This is a genomic window from Escherichia sp. R1 (assembly GCF_003000935.1).
Taxonomy (GTDB): domain Bacteria; phylum Pseudomonadota; class Gammaproteobacteria; order Enterobacterales; family Enterobacteriaceae; genus Escherichia; species Escherichia coli.
Window position 1 is genome coordinate 85,671 of sequence record NZ_PSRU01000014.1, and the last position, 15,671, is coordinate 101,341.

14 protein-coding genes are annotated in these 15,671 nt (G+C 52.5%); 3 read left to right on the forward strand and 11 right to left on the reverse strand.

Translation table 11 applies throughout. The features are described 5' to 3' along the window. The first annotated feature begins 63 nt into the window (after positions 1-63). The gene (mpaA, locus tag C4F37_RS17320; protein ID WP_001773901.1) at positions 64-792 is read left to right on the forward strand and encodes a murein tripeptide amidase MpaA; all 729 of its coding nucleotides are present in this window, start codon (positions 64-66) and stop codon (positions 790-792) included. Here mpaA and ycjG read toward each other — a convergent pair. Next, positions 767-1,732, reverse strand: coding sequence for an L-Ala-D/L-Glu epimerase (gene ycjG / locus C4F37_RS17325; protein ID WP_001538714.1), 966 nt, complete (start codon positions 1,730-1,732; stop codon positions 767-769). The genes mpaA and ycjG overlap by 26 nt on opposite strands. A 118-nt stretch (positions 1,733-1,850) precedes the next feature. On the opposite strand from ycjG, the gene tpx reads away from it, so the two are divergent. Continuing rightward, a complete protein-coding gene (gene tpx, locus C4F37_RS17330; RefSeq protein ID WP_000084387.1) occupies positions 1,851-2,357 on the forward strand; it encodes a thiol peroxidase in 507 nt (168 codons plus the stop codon). 43 nt (positions 2,358-2,400) lie between these two features. Here tpx and tyrR read toward each other — a convergent pair whose 3' ends face one another. From tyrR to C4F37_RS17345, 3 genes are all read right to left on the reverse strand, one after another. Beyond that, entirely contained in the window at positions 2,401-3,942 is a 1,542-nt protein-coding gene (tyrR, locus tag C4F37_RS17335; protein ID WP_001296041.1) for a transcriptional regulator TyrR, read from the reverse strand. Positions 3,943-4,089: 147 nt separating this feature from the next. Beyond that, entirely contained in the window at positions 4,090-5,151 is a 1,062-nt protein-coding gene (locus C4F37_RS17340) for a YcjF family protein (protein ID WP_000138728.1), read from the reverse strand. After that, positions 5,148-6,545, reverse strand: coding sequence for a YcjX family protein (locus C4F37_RS17345; protein ID WP_000825763.1), 1,398 nt, complete (start codon positions 6,543-6,545; stop codon positions 5,148-5,150). The genes C4F37_RS17340 and C4F37_RS17345 overlap by 4 nt, the downstream gene beginning before the upstream one ends. 156 nt (positions 6,546-6,701) lie before the next feature. On the opposite strand from C4F37_RS17345, the gene C4F37_RS17350 reads away from it, so the two are divergent. Continuing rightward, positions 6,702-7,700 (forward strand): LacI family DNA-binding transcriptional regulator, encoded by a 999-nt coding sequence (locus C4F37_RS17350; RefSeq protein ID WP_001538712.1) that lies wholly within the window; start codon positions 6,702-6,704, stop codon positions 7,698-7,700. A gap of 50 nt (positions 7,701-7,750) precedes the next feature. On the opposite strand, the gene ompG is transcribed toward C4F37_RS17350, so the two are convergent. The 7 genes from ompG to C4F37_RS17385 are packed head-to-tail and all read right to left on the reverse strand — an operon-like array spanning position 7,751 to position 15,641. After that, complete coding sequence (gene ompG, locus C4F37_RS17355) at positions 7,751-8,656, reverse strand: monomeric porin OmpG (RefSeq protein WP_001350256.1); 906 nt, start codon at positions 8,654-8,656, stop codon at positions 7,751-7,753. A gap of 44 nt (positions 8,657-8,700) precedes the next feature. Continuing rightward, a complete protein-coding gene (locus C4F37_RS17360; RefSeq protein WP_000057991.1) occupies positions 8,701-9,783 on the reverse strand; it encodes an ABC transporter ATP-binding protein in 1,083 nt (360 codons plus the stop codon). A gap of 13 nt (positions 9,784-9,796) precedes the next feature. Then, positions 9,797-10,456, reverse strand: a complete 660-nt coding sequence (gene pgmB, locus C4F37_RS17365; RefSeq protein WP_000775772.1) for a beta-phosphoglucomutase — start codon at positions 10,454-10,456, stop codon at positions 9,797-9,799. Continuing rightward, the gene (gene ycjT, locus C4F37_RS17370) at positions 10,453-12,720 is read right to left on the reverse strand and encodes a kojibiose phosphorylase (RefSeq protein ID WP_001773900.1); all 2,268 of its coding nucleotides are present in this window, start codon (positions 12,718-12,720) and stop codon (positions 10,453-10,455) included. Before ycjT ends, pgmB begins: the two co-directional genes overlap by 4 nt. Then, on the reverse strand, positions 12,717-13,772 hold the full coding sequence (locus tag C4F37_RS17375; protein ID WP_001538710.1) for a Gfo/Idh/MocA family protein: 1,056 nt from the start codon (positions 13,770-13,772) through the stop codon (positions 12,717-12,719). Before C4F37_RS17375 ends, ycjT begins: the two co-directional genes overlap by 4 nt. Positions 13,773-13,781: 9 nt before the next feature. Further along, positions 13,782-14,570, reverse strand: coding sequence for a sugar phosphate isomerase/epimerase family protein (locus C4F37_RS17380; RefSeq protein ID WP_001538709.1), 789 nt, complete (start codon positions 14,568-14,570; stop codon positions 13,782-13,784). An 18-nt stretch (positions 14,571-14,588) separates the two neighbouring features. After that, entirely contained in the window at positions 14,589-15,641 is a 1,053-nt protein-coding gene (locus C4F37_RS17385) for a zinc-dependent alcohol dehydrogenase (RefSeq protein WP_001538708.1), read from the reverse strand. Between the last annotated feature and the right edge of the window lie 30 nt (positions 15,642-15,671).

Consider the following 15,671-nt stretch of genomic DNA (forward strand, 5'->3'; position numbering starts at 1 on the left):
GATTTGATAATCCGCAAAATTTGCACAACACTGCCTGTAATACTTCCTGAACCAGAGACGATCATGACCGTAACTCGCCCACGCGCCGAACGCGGCGCATTTCCGCCCGGAACAGAACATTACGGACGTTCATTATTGGGCGCGCCGTTAATCTGGTTTCCGACCCCTGCAACCAGTCACGAAAGTGGTTTGATTCTGGCTGGCACTCACGGTGATGAAAACTCTTCGATCGTCACGCTCTCCTGTGCTCTGCGGACTTTGACACCTTCTTTGCGCCGCCATCATGTGGTGCTGTGTGTGAATCCTGACGGCTGCCAGTTAGGGTTACGGGCCAATGCTAATGGTGTGGATTTAAACCGAAACTTTCCGGCAGCGAACTGGAAGGAAGGTGAAACAGTTTATCGCTGGAACCGCGCCGCTGAAGAACGTGATGTCGTTTTACTGACAGGTGACAAACCTGGCTCCGAACCTGAAACCCAGGCGCTGTGCCAGCTTATACACCGCATTCAACCTGCCTGGGTGGTCTCATTCCACGATCCGCTGGCCTGTATTGAAGATCCCAGACACAGCGAATTAGGTGAATGGCTGGCCCAGGCGTTTGAATTGCCTCTGGTAACCAGCGTCGGTTATGAAACGCCTGGCTCTTTCGGCAGTTGGTGTGCAGATCTCAACTTGCATTGCATCACCGCAGAGTTTCCACCCATCTCCTCCGACGAAGCCAGCGAAAAATATCTCTTTGCGATGGCAAACTTGCTGCGCTGGCATCCTAAAGATGCAATTCGCCCGTCGTGAACTGAAGCGCCGGTTCCACATCTACCGCCAGCCAGGTCGGTCCGTCAAGATCGGCGAAACTGACCTGCGGCACCAGCGGTAAAGCGGCGCTAATGGCACGAGAGGTACACAACATGCAGCCCAGCATCAGACGAAAACCTTGTGCACGCGCTTCAGTCGCCAGCGCCAGCGCTTCCGTCAGACCACCGGTTTTATCAAGCTTAATGTTAACCATCTCATAGCGCCCTTTCAGCGCCTTCAGATTGCTACGAGTATGACAACTTTCATCAGCACAAATCGGTAACGGATGAATAAAATTCTCCAGCGCCGCATCGTCCTGCGCAGGAAGCGGTTGTTCAAGCATCGCAACGCCTAAATCTGCCAATAGCTGGCAACGCGCCGCCAACCCTTCTGCACGCCAGGATTCATTTGCATCAACGATCAGCGTCGCATCGGGCACAGCTGTGCGAATTGCCACCATCCGCTCACTGATAAGATGGTTATCCAGCTTCACTTTCAGTAATTTCGCGCCTGCCTGCCAGAGTGTTGATGCACTATTGGCCATCTGATCAGGCGTACCGATGACTATCGTCTGTGCCGTGGTGACTGTCTCGGGAAGCGTTATGCCGATCAAATCAGCCTGCGATTGCTGCTGTTTTCGCGCCGCCAGATCCCACAATGCACAATCCAGCGCATTACGTGCTGCGCCGGCAGGGAGGATTTTTTGCAACTCCTGCCGTGTCAGCCCTTTCTCTAATTGCGGCACGACGCTCATAATTTGCGCCATTACCGAGGCATCACTTTCCCCATAACGCGGATACGGCGTGCATTCGCCGGTGCCTTTAATACCCTCTTCTTCCAGTTCAACCACCACCACGCGCGCTTCACTGCGACTTCCCCGAGCAATCACAAACGGGGTATGTAAGGGCCAGGCCTCCTCAAATACCTTAACGGTTCTCATCTTTACTCCTTGTTGTCGCGGTGGTCTGCGGATTAAGCGCAAATAGCGTTTGCTGTGTTATTGACAGTTAGCATAAACTAGGTGTGACGTTAACTATATGTAAACAGGAAAGATAATCATGTCACAAACCGTTCATTTCCAGGGCAACCCGGTTACAGTCGCCAATTCCATCCCGCAGGCGGGTAGCAAAGCGCAGACTTTTACTCTCGTGGCAAAAGATCTGTCTGACGTCACCCTCGGTCAGTTTGCGGGTAAACGCAAAGTGCTGAACATTTTCCCGAGTATTGATACCGGTGTTTGCGCCGCATCAGTACGTAAGTTTAACCAACTGGCAACCGAGATCGACAACACCGTTGTGCTGTGTATCTCTGCCGATCTGCCGTTCGCCCAGTCTCGTTTCTGCGGCGCAGAAGGTCTGAACAACGTTATCACCCTCTCCACTTTCCGTAACGCTGAATTCCTGCAAGCCTACGGTGTGGCAATTGCTGATGGCCCACTGAAAGGTCTGGCAGCGCGTGCCGTTGTGGTTATTGATGAAAATGACAATGTGATTTTCAGCCAGCTGGTGGATGAAATCACCACCGAGCCGGATTACGAAGCAGCTCTGGCTGTACTGAAAGCATAAGTTAATATGCCTGATGGTGTTGCACCATCAGGCATATTCACGCTTACTCTTCGTTCTTCTTCTGACTCAGACCATATTCCCGCAACTTATTGGCAATCGCGGTATGTGAAACGCCGAGACGTTTTGCCAGTTTGCGCGTGCTGGGATAATTGCGATAAAGCTGGGTTAATACCGAGCGTTCAAAACGGCTGGTGATTTCGTCCAGCGAACCTTCCATCGCATCTTCGCCCACGGCTACCGTTGCGGCGTCATAATCCGGCAACAAAATATCCTGTGGACGCAGCTCATAACCGTCCAGTTGTGTCAGTGCGCGATAGATAGCGTTCTTTAACTGCCGCACATTTCCCGGCCACGCATAACGCGTAAGTACAGTATTCAGATCAGCGGCCAGTTTCGGACGCGGCACGCCCTGCTCGTCGGCAAAGCGGGCGACGAACAGCTCGGTTAACGGCATGATGTCCTGCGGACAGTCACGTAGCGGCGGCAGATTGAGCGTCAACACGTTCAGACGATAATAGAGATCTTCACGGAACACGCCTTTTTGCACCAGTTCGACCAGATTCTTCTGCGTAGCACAAATCACCCGCACATCGACATGCACCTCATGGTCTTCGCCAACCCGACGGAAGGTGCCATCATTAAGGAAACGCAGTAATTTCGCCTGCATCCGTGGTGACATCTCACCTATTTCATCCAACAGCACCGAACCACCGTTCGCCTGCTCAAAGAACCCTTTCTTCCCTTCCGGAGCATGACCAAACAGTTCACTCTCGACCGCATCTTCCGGTATAGACGCACAGTTCAGCGCCAGGTAAGGTTTGCTCGCTCTGGGGCTTGCCTGATGACAGGCATACGCAAAGAGATCTTTTCCGGTGCCGGTATCACCCGTAATCAGCAGCGGCGCGCTTAGCATCGCCAGTTTCTGCGCCTGTTCGACAACATGCTTCATTTTCGGGCTGACAGCGACAATTTGACTGAAGGCGCTGACATCCTGGGCGGCGACATTTTGCAACTGACGGCCCATACGAATCGTTGATCGCAGCATCACCACCGCACCGGTCAGGACGTGTTGATCATTTTCATCCTGAAGATAAACAGGCGTAATCTCCATCAGGAAATTCTGCCCATTAATAACGACATGCTCGTTATGCGAATCTTGCGGTTCGCTTTCCAGCCAGCGTAAAAAATTAAAGCCGTTAATCAATTGCGCGGCGGTATGGTTGCGCAGGCGATCCAATTTTTGCCCAAAAAGCTGACAGCTCGCCGGGTTCGCCATATCCACTTTGCTTTTCATATCGACAGAGAGCACAGGTTCAGGCAACGCCTCCAGTAACGCGCTCAACGCCAGATGCTCACGTTCGGAAGGCATCCACGGGACAGTACGCACATCGGTAACACCTGCAATACGGCGTATTTCGGCCATCAGACTGCTGAAACTCTCAAACTCCAGTTCAGCAAAATTGAGGTAGATTCGCCCAATGGGATCAATCTCAATACCGCGTAAATCAATGCCTCTTAGCACGAGTAGATCGAGTAATTCGCGGGTCAGACCGAGTCGGTCTTCACAAAAGACTTCCAGACGCATGGGAACCTTCACCTGAAAAAAGAACAATTAATATGATGATATGACACTATTTGAATAGCAGGAAGGTTTCTGTCAACAATCATTGACACAAAGACGGAAAAACGGGCACTTCGGCGTAAAGATATCCGGTCAGCACCCGATATTGCATTATTTTTCGCTGGGCGTTTTGCCTTTTTGCAGAGTTTCTTTCACCTGACCGATAAGCTGACGACGGAAATCCCCGAGGCGAGGTTTGTCATCGTCAATCCACGGCAGCGGGCGGCAAAGCTCCATAGCTTTAATCCCCAGTCGTGCCGTCAGAAGTCCAGCACCAATCCCCTGAGCTGCGCGGGTAGACAAACGCGCAGCGAGATCTTGCGACATCCAGTCCATCCCCACTTCGCGCACCAGTTCGCTGGCTCCGGCGAAAGCGATATTCAGCAATACCAGCTTAAACAGGCGCAAACGGCTGTAATATCCCAGTTCAATGCCATACAGCGTGGCGATGCGATTAATCAAACGCAGATTGCGCCAGGCGATAAACGCCATATCCACCAGCGCCAGTGGGCTAACGGCAATCATTAACGTTGATTCCGCCGCTGAGCGGCTGATTTCGCGCCGCGCCTGGGCATCTAAAACTGGCTGGACCAAGTGAGCATACAGGCTGACCACTTCACGATCGTTCTGCGTTTCATGGATTGAGGCATACCAGCGCTGCAGCGCCGGATGTGACTGATCAATACCCGCCTGCTGCGCCAGTTTTTCGCAGAATGCACGGCCTTTACCCGTGCCGTGACTGTGCAACAAATCGCGCGCTTCGTCGCGTTCATGGGCGCGCTGTCGCAAGCGCCATAAGCGCCGCCACTCTGTTACCACAGAACCCACGCCAGCGCCGATAATCAATGCCCCAGCGGCACATCCACCCAGCGCCACCCAGTCCTGGGTTTGCCAGGCGTTCATTGTCCACTGCACGCCCTGCCCGACAACGCTTGCGCCAAACAGAGCCAGCCCGCCCATCACCATTTTGCGCCACAGGCTGCGTTTCGGACGTAACGCTGCATCCATTACCGCTTCAACTTGCCCCTCTTCTTCCTGCGCTTCATCGAGCGTGGCTGGGGCAAAATTTTGCGCCTGATTTTCGTCAAAGGTCTGCTGCGCCCTGAATTTTGGATTCTGATCGACCTCCAGTGGACCGTCGAAATCAATACGTGGTTTTAACGGTTCGGTCATCGCAATTTATCTCCTATTAAAAATTCCAGCGCAGCATCAAGACGAATATGCGGTAGCGGTTTGTCGACATCCATCACCTGCGGACGAAACGCCTCAAACTGGAAGCCTTGCTTATCCCAGAACGCCTGACCTGGCAAACGTGCGGGAACTTCGCCAGGATAAACAGTGAGCGGTGCGCCATCGCTGAGTCGATTACCGCGCAGCGCCGGGATTTTCTCACCGTTAACATCAATAATTCCGCTGGTGGTCGCCTGAACAGACGCCAGCCCCAGACAGTCCATACTGATCCCTTCGAACGCCGCATTTTGCCAGGCATCCTGAATCAGTTGTTGCAGCAATGAAACCATATTGGCGTGCTGATCGATGGTCACATGGTCCGCTTTAGTGGCAGCAAACAATAGCTTATCGATAACCGGCGAAAACAAACGCCGGAACAGGGTACGCTGCCCGTAGTGGAAACTTTGCATCAGCTGCGTCAGCGCCAGACGCATATCATTAAATGCCTGTGGTCCACTGTTGAGCGGTTGCAGGCAATCCACCAACACAATCTGGCGGTCAAAGCGCAGAAAATGATTCTTATAGAACCCCTTCACCACTTTCTCGCAGTAATAATTAAACCGCTCGCGCAACATTCCGGCATTGGTGTGCTTATCGGCCTGCGCCAGTTTGGACTCGCCCCAGGCATCGACATCTGGCCATGGGAAGAATTGCAGCGCGGGCGCTCCTGCCATATCGCCAGGCAAAACAAAGCGTCCTGGCTGAATAAAGTGCAGCCCCTGCTGTTTGCAGTGATGGAGATAATCGGTCCACGCGGCGGCAATGTCTGCCAGCCGGTTTTCGTCGGCAGGCGCTAGCGGGTCCAGCCCTTCGCACATCATTCGCCATTTCGCCGACCATTCGCCGCGCTGACCATTGAGTAAGCCCGTCATCTGGCGCGACCAGCTTAAATAGTCCTGCGCCAGCATCGGCAGGTCGAGCAACCATTCGCCGGGATAATCCACAATCTCAAGATACAGCGTGGAGGTGTCCTTAAAGTGGCGCAGCAGCGAATCGTTCGATTTAAAACGTAACGCCAGGCGAATTTCACTGACGCCGCGCGTAGGCGTCGGCCAGGCGGGAGGATCGCCATATAACTGCGCCAACCCTTCATCATAGGTGAAGCGCGGAATGCCAAAGTCACGCTGGGGAATGCGTTTTACGCCCAGCAGGCGCTCTTCACGCACCGCACTTAAAAGCGGCAAACGTGCTCCGGCATGAATATTGAGCAACTGATTAACCATCGCGGTGATAAACGCTGTTTTGCCGCTGCGGCTAAGTCCGGTTACAGCGAGGCGCAGATGTCTGTCGACACCCCGATTCACCAGCGCATTGAGTTCATTTTTAAGTCGCTTCATTGCTGTCCTGTGCTGCTCTGAAGACCAGAAAAAAAAATCGTTCGTAAGGATATGAATGTGGGGGCCAGGCCATTGATTATCAACTACCCGTGTTGTCATCGACGGGCGAACTCCATAAGATGTGCAGCATTCACGTTCGGACGGAGTTCCTGACCTATGTCCCCTACTATTTATGATATTGCCAGGGTTGCAGGCGTATCAAAATCCACCGTATCACGCGTGCTGAATAAGCAAACCAATATCTCCCCGGAAGCGCGCGAAAAAGTGTTACGGGCCATTGAAGAATTACAGTATCAACCAAACAAGCTGGCCCGCGCGCTGACCTCTTCGGGTTTTGATGCCATTATGGTGATTTCTACCCGTTCGACCAAAACTACGGCGGGTAATCCGTTTTTCTCTGAAGTTTTGCATGCCATCACCGCCAAAGCGGAAGAAGAAGGTTTCGACGTGATATTACAAACGTCGCACAATCCGGCAGAAGATCTGCAAAAATGCGAAAGCAAAATTAAGCAGAAAATGATTAAAGGCATTATTATGCTAAGTTCGCCTGCTGATGAATCCTTCTTTGCACAACTCGACAAATACGAGATCCCGGTGGTGGTGATCGGTAAAGTTGAAGGTCAATACAGCCATGTTTATTCCGTCGATACCGATAATTATGGCGACAGTATTGCACTAACCGATGCGTTAATTGAAAGCGGGCATAAGAATATTGCATGCCTGCATGCGCCGCTTGATGTTCATGTTTCAGTGGATCGGGTAAATGGTTATAGGCAAAGCCTGGCTATGCATAATATTGCAGTGCGTGATGAATGGATTGTTGACGGCGGTTATACCCATGAGACAGCATTAAAAGCAGCACGGGAATTATTAAGCCAGTCACCGTTGCCTGAGGCAGTGTTTGCTACTGACAGCCTGAAATTAATGAGTATTTATCGTGCGGCGGCAGAGAAAAACATTGCTATTCCGCAGCAGTTAGCGGTGGTGGGTTATAGTAATGAAACGCTGTCGTTTATATTAACGCCTGCACCAGGCGGCATCGATGTTCCGACGCAGGAGTTAGGTCAACAAAGCTGCGAGTTATTATTCCAGCTAATTGCCGGAAAACCGTCACCACAAAATATTACCGTTGCTACGCATATGTCGTTGAAATAAATATATGCCGGATTTGGCGCTCGCCCCGCATCCGGCAATTTAGCACATTATCAGAACGAGTAATTCACCCCAACACCCGCATAATGGAATTTATCGCTGTCGCCTTCGTCGTGATCCTGCCACTCAAACGCGTATTCCAGCGAAACGGAAAGACCATTCTGGAAATCATAACCGTAAAATAAACCCACACGGTTAAAATCATGGCCTTCACGTTCAATATCATCCTGCCAGTCCCAGTTACTCCAGCGATCCAGCCCAATGCGCGTATACGGCGTCACCGAGTGGTTGCCGAGCGTCAGCGGCAAATAGGCGCGAATTTCTTGCGTGGAAAACTCACCGTTATTGCGGCTATCATCCATATTGAAACCACGCTCGAGATAATAGTTCACTCGCAAGGCAAGCGTTTCGTTGAAGGTATATTGCAGACCTGTTTCCGTTTCGACACGGGTATCAGCATAACCGGTCGTATTCAGATCGTTGGCAAATTTATACATCGACAGCCAACCGTTGAAACGTAAATCGTCAGTCAGTTTCACATCCCAGTCTGGCGCAATTTTCCAGCGCTGCATATTCGCCGTGTCTTTACCCGGTTCATCAACGTAGTGATAACCATAATTACGGAAACCACCAGTCAGACCGAAACTGAAATCATCGCTTTCGAGGAACTGATAATGTACCTCCAGCTCCGGGCGATCAAACCACGTTCCACGTTTACCCGCGCTATAATCTACCGGCCCTTCCTGATAATAGGCCAGAGAAATTCTCCACGGCCCGTTGGCGGCATTAAAATAGACAGAAGGCTCCGCCAGCCCATCCATATCTTCGCCATAACCCTCGACGTTTTCTATTTCGTACATCGCGCCGATATTAAAGTGCCAGTCGTTCTTTTCCTCGGCCTGTGCGCAGGCCATTCCCGCACACATCACCAGTGCGGTACAGGGTAATAACTTTTTCATTATTGTTCCTTGTATTATCCTGGGAGAATGCCTTCCCCCTGTATTTAGCAAATTGCTATTTCCGTTTCTGCATCAAAGAAATGACATTTAGTCATATCAAAATGAATAGTGATATTTTCTCCTGCATGATAATCATTTAACGCACCAGCACGGACCACTAACTCGTGCCCCCCAACCGTGGTGTAGAGCATAAATTCCGCACCGGTTAATTCCGCCACGCTAATTTTGGCGGAAATGTTATTTTCCTCTTGCGCGTCCGGATGAATATCTTCCGGGCGTATTCCCATTACGATGGGCTTATGCAAACTTTCCTGTGTTTTCAGAACCGCTAATTTCTCTTCGGGTATGGTTAATTTAAGCGTTTCCGTAACGAATTTATCGCCATCGATCGTGCCGCGAATAAAATTCATCGCTGGTGATCCAATAAATCCGGCAACAAACATATTCGCAGGTTGGTTATAAACCGTTTTCGGCGCACCGACCTGCTGAACAATCCCATCCTTCATAATGACAATCCGCGTCGCCATGGTCATCGCTTCGGTCTGATCGTGGGTCACGTAGATCATGGTGGTGTTCAGTTTCTGATGCAGCTTGCTGATCTCTGCGCGCATTTGCACGCGCAGCTTGGCATCCAGGTTAGAGAGCGGCTCATCCATTAAAAACACGCCCGCTTCGCGCACAATCGCCCGCCCAAGCGCCACTCGCTGACGTTGCCCGCCGGAAAGCGCGCCCGGCTTGCGTTTCAGGTACTCACGCAGGCCGAGAATTTGCGCCGCCCAGTTCACCCGCTCATCAATCACCTCTCTGGCGATTTTTTGCATCTTCAGGCCAAACGCCATGTTGTCGTAGACCGTCATATGCGGATACAGCGCGTAGTTCTGGAACACCATCGCGATATTGCGTGCTTTGGCTGGAACGTCATTCATTCGTTTGCCGTCGATCAACAGATCACCGCCGCTGATCTCCTCAAGCCCGGCAATCATACGCAGGGTGGTCGATTTACCGCAGCCCGACGGACCGACAAACACGATGAACTCTTTATCGGCAATCTCCAGGTTGAAGTCCTTCACCACATGCACCTGGTTATCGTAGATCTTTTGAATATGTTGTAACGAAAGCTGTGCCATGTTGATTCCTTTGCTATACGTTTTGCCAGAAGGCCGATAACCGCGGCCAGGTCAGGGAGTCCGTCGAGGGCAACAATAATTGCGCCCCGGTTAAGCCCGCGCCGATCCCCACCGAGCGCATACCGCTGGCGTTAATGGCTTCAATGCCCGCCTGCGCATCTTCAATGCCGATACATGCCTGTGGCGGCACGCCCAGCCCTGCACAGGCGGCGAGAAAGATTTCCGGGTCCGGTTTCGAATTTTTGAGTTGGGAAGCGTCCGCGCAGAAGGTGAAAAACTCGCGCAGCTCCAGCGCTGCTAAAATCGTCGGCGCATTCAGGGAGACAGAAGCCAGCCCAACCGGAATCTGCTGTGCTCGGAGATCTACCAGCAAATTGTGAATGCCAGGCAGCACAGCATTAACCGTCAGTTCGCGCAGTGAGTGGACGTAAAGCAGATTTTTGCGATACGCCAGTTGCGCCCGTTCCTGTGGGTTAAAATCGCCCTCTTTACCCCCGTGCTGCAGAATTCGCCGCAGGGACTCATCGCGGCTGATCCCTTTTAGGAATTCGTTAAACTGCGCATCAATGCTGATGCCAATTTCAGCGGCAATCTGCTGCCACGCCTGGAAATGCAGATGCGCGGTATCGGTGATTACTCCATCCAGATCGAAAATTACCCCTTGCAGTTTCATTCCCCCTCCTGATGCGTGGTAGCGGTCCCATTGAAGGGCAAAATAAAATTCCCCAAACAGAAAACAGATTCTTCAGCGACGTAAATAAGCTGACCGTTCAAGCGCAGTGAAACGGGCGCAGAAGTTCGAATCGCAATACGCTGCACGTCGAGAGTGACCTGTAATTCGCAGCCCTGCCAGAACATAGGGAAAGACAACTGTTGCCACTGCTCAGGTAACGCCGGATTGAGATGTAATTCACCGTCACGCACGCTCACCCCGGCAAAACCCTGAATCGCCCCCAGCCAGATAGCGCCAGTTGCGGCAGCGTGGATACCGTCATCACAGCTATGTGGATCAGCACCAAGATCGATTTCAGTCCCCTCGCGCCAGAACTGATAACTTTGGGTCAGCAGGCCACAGCGTGCGGCAACAATGCCGTGGATTGCTTTACTTAATGACGAGTCGTGAATAGTGCGCGGTTCATAAAATTGCAGATTGGCAAGACACGATGCCGCTGAGAACTGCTCCGGCAGCATGTAATTGAGCATCACCACATCAGCTTGTTTGAGGATCTGCATCTCGTTCACTTCTGCGCGTGAATAATCCAGCAGAATGGTTTGCTTCCCCGCCGCCGCTTTGTATTTCGCCAGATTAATCACCGGCTTAGCCATAAACGAATCATCCTGCGGCAAAACGCCGTCGGGCTGAATTTCTGGCAGCAGCAGTTCTTTGAGGTACATTTCTGCACGATGAATAAACGCGTCGTCGCTACAGCCAAACTGACGAGCGATATTCAGCGCCTGCTGGACGTTGTAATACGCCATATAGCTGGTGAAGGCGTTATTATTGACATGTTCGGTATATTCATCTGGCCCAATAACATCATGAATTTCCAGACGGTCGTTAACCCTCACCGCGCGGCTAATCCAGAACTTTGCCGTCTCCAGAAGTAGCGCCATGCCTTCATGAGCAATGAAACTTTCATCCCCCGAGGTCCGCCAGTATTGAATAACCGCCCAGGCGATATCGGCCACCAGATGATGTTCCGCCTGCGCAGAGGCCACTTTTTGCCGCAACCCGGTACGAATGTTAATGGCAGCAAATTCCGGCGTCTCTTCTTCGCCGCTACGCGCGCTTTCCCACGGAAACAGAGCGCCCTGCCAGCCGTTGCGTCGCGCTTTCTCCTGCGCGCCAAGCAAGTTGTGCCAGCGATAACGCAGTAAACTTCGGGCAACCGTCGGATCGCTAAACAGATGGAACGGTAGCAAAAATACTTCTGTATCCCAGAAAACGTGGCCTTTGTAGCCTTCGCCGGTTAAACCTTTCGCCGCAATGCTGCTGCGCTCATCGTGGGCAGGCGTCATGATGCGCAGGTGATAAAGCGCATAATCTAACGCTTGCTGATCGTGCGCATCGCCGCCGTTTACCGTGATACGACGTTTCTGCCACCATTGACGCCAGTTTTCTGTTGATGCTGCAAGAAGTTGGTCGTAACTCTGCTGCGCGCACATTTCAAGCTGACGAAGCGATGCACTACCCCACTCGTCTAAAGCGACGTGTCTGTCGTCCCGCCAGTCGATCCACACCCGTTTTTGCAGCGTCAGCGTTTTGCCCGCAGGTAGTTGTGCACTGGTATGTTGCAGCAAGCGGCGCTCTTTGGCGGTATAGCATTGCTGCACGTCACCGCTCACCTGGCAGCAACAGCTGATGGCCACATCACTGCGTCCATCCTGAGTGGTATAGATCCCCTGCATCAGATGCTGACCAAATACCCGCACCTGGGTTTCGTCGAGATGTTGTCGTCCGTGGTTGGTTTGCGTGGCGTCAATGCCTGTTGAAATCAGCACTGACGCGTCAGCGTCCAGCGGCGTAATGCTGATTTCCAGCGCCATCAGCGGCAGTTGTTCTGCCGAAACAAAGCGACGGCTGGCAATGGCATAACGTGCGCCGCTGGCTGAAGACCAGACGACATTGCGACGTAATTCGCCACTGGCAAAGTTAAGCTCACGCTGCCATGCTTCGCGGGATAACGAGATAATCTCACCATTTATGGCAATCTCCATCCCCACGACATCAGGCAGGTTCACCAGTTCGTTGATTTCACCCTTACCCGCCCGATGATACAGCCCCGTCAGATACATGCCGCGCGTCTGGCGCGTGTAATCTTCTTCATGGCTGGCGCGAAGCCCAAGATAGCCGTTCCCCTGCGCCATCAGTGAAGCATATTTGTTCAGTGTATGCTGGCTGAAATGGGGTTCTGATAACGTTACTGGCCTGGTCATAATTCCACACGCGTCCCTGTTTCTGCGGATTGATACAACGCCGCCACCAGTTGCTGGATGATGTACCCCTGCTCGGCGTCGGCTATCATCACGGGCTTGCCCTGTACGTGATTAATAAAGGCTTCCATGCTGCGCAAATGGCGGTTGTCGTCTGCCATTTCCCGTTGCATCAGCGTCATTAATTCACCGTTGTTATCGGTGTAGATATGTGCTGGAAACAGCGTCGCACCGGCTTTATCACCACAAAAGCTGACGTTCATAATCGACTGTTCGCGGATGTTGAGTGCAAATGACGTTTCCAGCCACAGAATGCCGCCGTTATGAAATTCAATGGTGCCAAACAGCGAATCTTCGACGCTATAAGTTGCCGGATCCCACTCGCCAAATTGACCACAGCTCTTTTGCGTGCCGATCTTTTGAAAACTATGCGCATTCACGCTTTTCACCGCCGGAAAGCCCAGCACATACATCGCCGCATCCAGCATATGAATGCCGATGTCGATCAGCGGGCCACCACCCTGCAGTTCTTTATTGGTAAAGACACTCCAGCCGGGAACGCCGCAGCGACGCAGGGCGCGGGCGGTGGTAACGTAAATCTCTCCCAAAACGCCGTTGGTCACCTGTTCACGCAGCTGTTGCGTATCGAGCGCAAAACGATGGTGAAAGTCGTAGGCCAGCACCTTGCCCAGTTTGCGCGCGGTATCGCACATTTCCCGCGCCTGTTCTGGCGTCATGGCGGGCGGTTTTTCGCACATCACATGGCAGCCCGCTTCCAGTGCCATCAGGGTATGTTCGTAATGAAAACGGTTAGGTGAGCAGACGCTAACCACATCAGGTTTCACCGCCAGCAGCATGGCCTGCGGATCGTCCCACACGGATGCATTCCCGTATTTTTCTGCCAGCGCCTGCGCCTGGGAAAGGCGGCTGTCACAGACAGCCACCAGTTCCAGATCGTTGCGGGTGCAGTAGTACGAAGCATGAACTTTATCCGCCACCTGGCCCGCGCCTATGATCGCGACTCGCAGCGGAGAGCTTGTCATTGCACTTTTCACAAAGACCTCTTAGCAGGTACGCACCCAGGCCAACGAATCACGGTACGCCTGGGCAGGATCTTCTGCCCGGATACGCCCTTCATACACCACATAACCCTGATAGTTATCGGCGCGCAGCTGTTCAAACAGCGCGTGGAAATCGAGGGTGCCGCTGCCCGGCTGGTAACGATGGTTGTCGGCAATATGCACATGACCGAGCAAGTCGCGGTTGTCGTGCAACGCCTGCGCCAGGTTATCTTCTTCGATATTCATGTGATAGAAATCGCCGATAATCTGCACATGTTTAAGATTGTTTTCGACGATGTAACGACGAGCATCGGCGAGGGTGTTGATCATGTGATCCTGATAGCGGTTTAACGGTTCGAGGTACACCACGGTTCCGGTACGTGCGGCCGCCTGTTCCAGTACGCGCAGGGAATCACTCACCATTTTGCGGTCGCCGTCCAGGCTACGCGGCGAGGTCATCGGCGGTAAGCGGAAGGTAAACATGCCCCATGCAGCCGGAACGACGATACCTTTACCGCCCACTTCTGCCAGAGCTTCAAGAATGCGTTCGATCTGCTTTACGCCATTAAGTCGACGCTCTTCGATAAAGTCGCCAATCCAACCGTCATAGCCACCGCAGGCGGTGGTCACCGGTAAACCGGTTTCTTTGATTGCTGCTTTGACTTCTTCGAGATTGTTGACCAGCAGTTTGCCGTCGATCTCAAAACCATCGAAACCCATTTCTTTGATATAACGAAATTTCTCCAGAATGTTTTCCGGAAAGAACGCCTGATTCTGTGTGCCGATTTTCATTTTTTTCATTCCTTTGAATTAAAACGTAACGCCCATTTTGATGCTCTGTTCCGGATGCTGGTCGACATACTGCATGTAACTTTCCGGGCTATTGGCAAAGGTCACCACCGGGTCGATTAAATCTTCACAATTGAGATAACCGTTCATCAGCAGTTCCCAACAGGTTTCTTCGATACGTTTGCGGCTCCAGCGCGGATAATCCGGGTTCGGCTCGCTGCACGCACGGGAGAAAACAATTTTGGCGTTATTGAAATGGGCTTCGCGTCCGAGGTTAAAACCTTCGGCAAACGGTTTGGCAAACGCGACATACGAGATGGTGCCGCCATATGCCAGGCCGCGAAGCGCCGATTGCAGCGCGTCGGCGTAACCGCTGGTTTCGATAATCACATCGGCACCCTGCTTGCCGGTCAGCGTTTTGATCTCTTTGCCTACGTCAGTGCCAATAGGGTTAAGGCAGAAATCCGCACCGTGTCGACGAGCAATATCACAACGATGGGCAATAGGATCGACGCCAATTACCACCGATGCGCCAGCGCGTTTCGCCAGTTGGATGGCAATTTGACCGATCGCGCCAAGCCCTACCACCACGACAAAATCCCCTACGCGTACGTTGGCATCGCGCACGCCGCTCATGGCAAACTGCGCCGGGTCGTAACAGACGGCGTTTTTCCAGGAGCTGCCTTGCGGCATTTTGCGCAGCTTGTAGTTATTCACTGCGTTAATGATGACCGTCTCGGAGAGCGGGCCGTAGCCGCATACGCTGTCGCCCACCGCGTAGTCGGTAACGTCGCTGCCGCACTCGATAATGTCGCCAACCACCATGTTGCCAAGCTGGAATTTGCCAAACTCAATACCGCGCGGCGCATCTGCCGGACGCGGGGTAAACATCTGCCATTCGCCGTTAAAGTCTTCATCGATAAACGGGCTGGCGGCGCGGAAATCGACCACTTCCGTTCCATGTTTCGGCGCGCCGAAACGCACGCGGATCTTCACTTCACTGGCTAAAATCGCCCGATCTTCATACTCAACCAGCGCAGCTACGCGCGGTGCTGTGGCTACTAACTTTTTCATGTAAAACTCCTTATAAAGAAACTGGCCGCT

Excerpts from the sequence above, each read along its gene's own strand:
- mpaA (WP_001773901.1), top strand. The coding sequence starts at position 64 with ATGACCGTAACTCGCCCACGCGCCGAACGCGGCGCATTTCCGCCCGGA.
- ycjG (WP_001538714.1), bottom strand. The coding sequence starts at position 1,732 with ATGAGAACCGTTAAGGTATTTGAGGAGGCCTGGCCCTTACATACCCCG.
- tpx (WP_000084387.1), top strand. The coding sequence starts at position 1,851 with ATGTCACAAACCGTTCATTTCCAGGGCAACCCGGTTACAGTCGCCAAT.
- tyrR (WP_001296041.1), bottom strand. The coding sequence starts at position 3,942 with ATGCGTCTGGAAGTCTTTTGTGAAGACCGACTCGGTCTGACCCGCGAA.
- C4F37_RS17340 (WP_000138728.1), bottom strand. The coding sequence starts at position 5,151 with ATGACCGAACCGTTAAAACCACGTATTGATTTCGACGGTCCACTGGAG.
- C4F37_RS17345 (WP_000825763.1), bottom strand. The coding sequence starts at position 6,545 with ATGAAGCGACTTAAAAATGAACTCAATGCGCTGGTGAATCGGGGTGTC.
- C4F37_RS17350 (WP_001538712.1), top strand. The coding sequence starts at position 6,702 with ATGTCCCCTACTATTTATGATATTGCCAGGGTTGCAGGCGTATCAAAA.
- ompG (WP_001350256.1), bottom strand. The coding sequence starts at position 8,656 with ATGAAAAAGTTATTACCCTGTACCGCACTGGTGATGTGTGCGGGAATG.
- C4F37_RS17360 (WP_000057991.1), bottom strand. The coding sequence starts at position 9,783 with ATGGCACAGCTTTCGTTACAACATATTCAAAAGATCTACGATAACCAG.
- pgmB (WP_000775772.1), bottom strand. The coding sequence starts at position 10,456 with ATGAAACTGCAAGGGGTAATTTTCGATCTGGATGGAGTAATCACCGAT.
- ycjT (WP_001773900.1), bottom strand. The coding sequence starts at position 12,720 with ATGACCAGGCCAGTAACGTTATCAGAACCCCATTTCAGCCAGCATACA.
- C4F37_RS17380 (WP_001538709.1), bottom strand. The coding sequence starts at position 14,570 with ATGAAAATCGGCACACAGAATCAGGCGTTCTTTCCGGAAAACATTCTG.
- C4F37_RS17385 (WP_001538708.1), bottom strand. The coding sequence starts at position 15,641 with ATGAAAAAGTTAGTAGCCACAGCACCGCGCGTAGCTGCGCTGGTTGAG.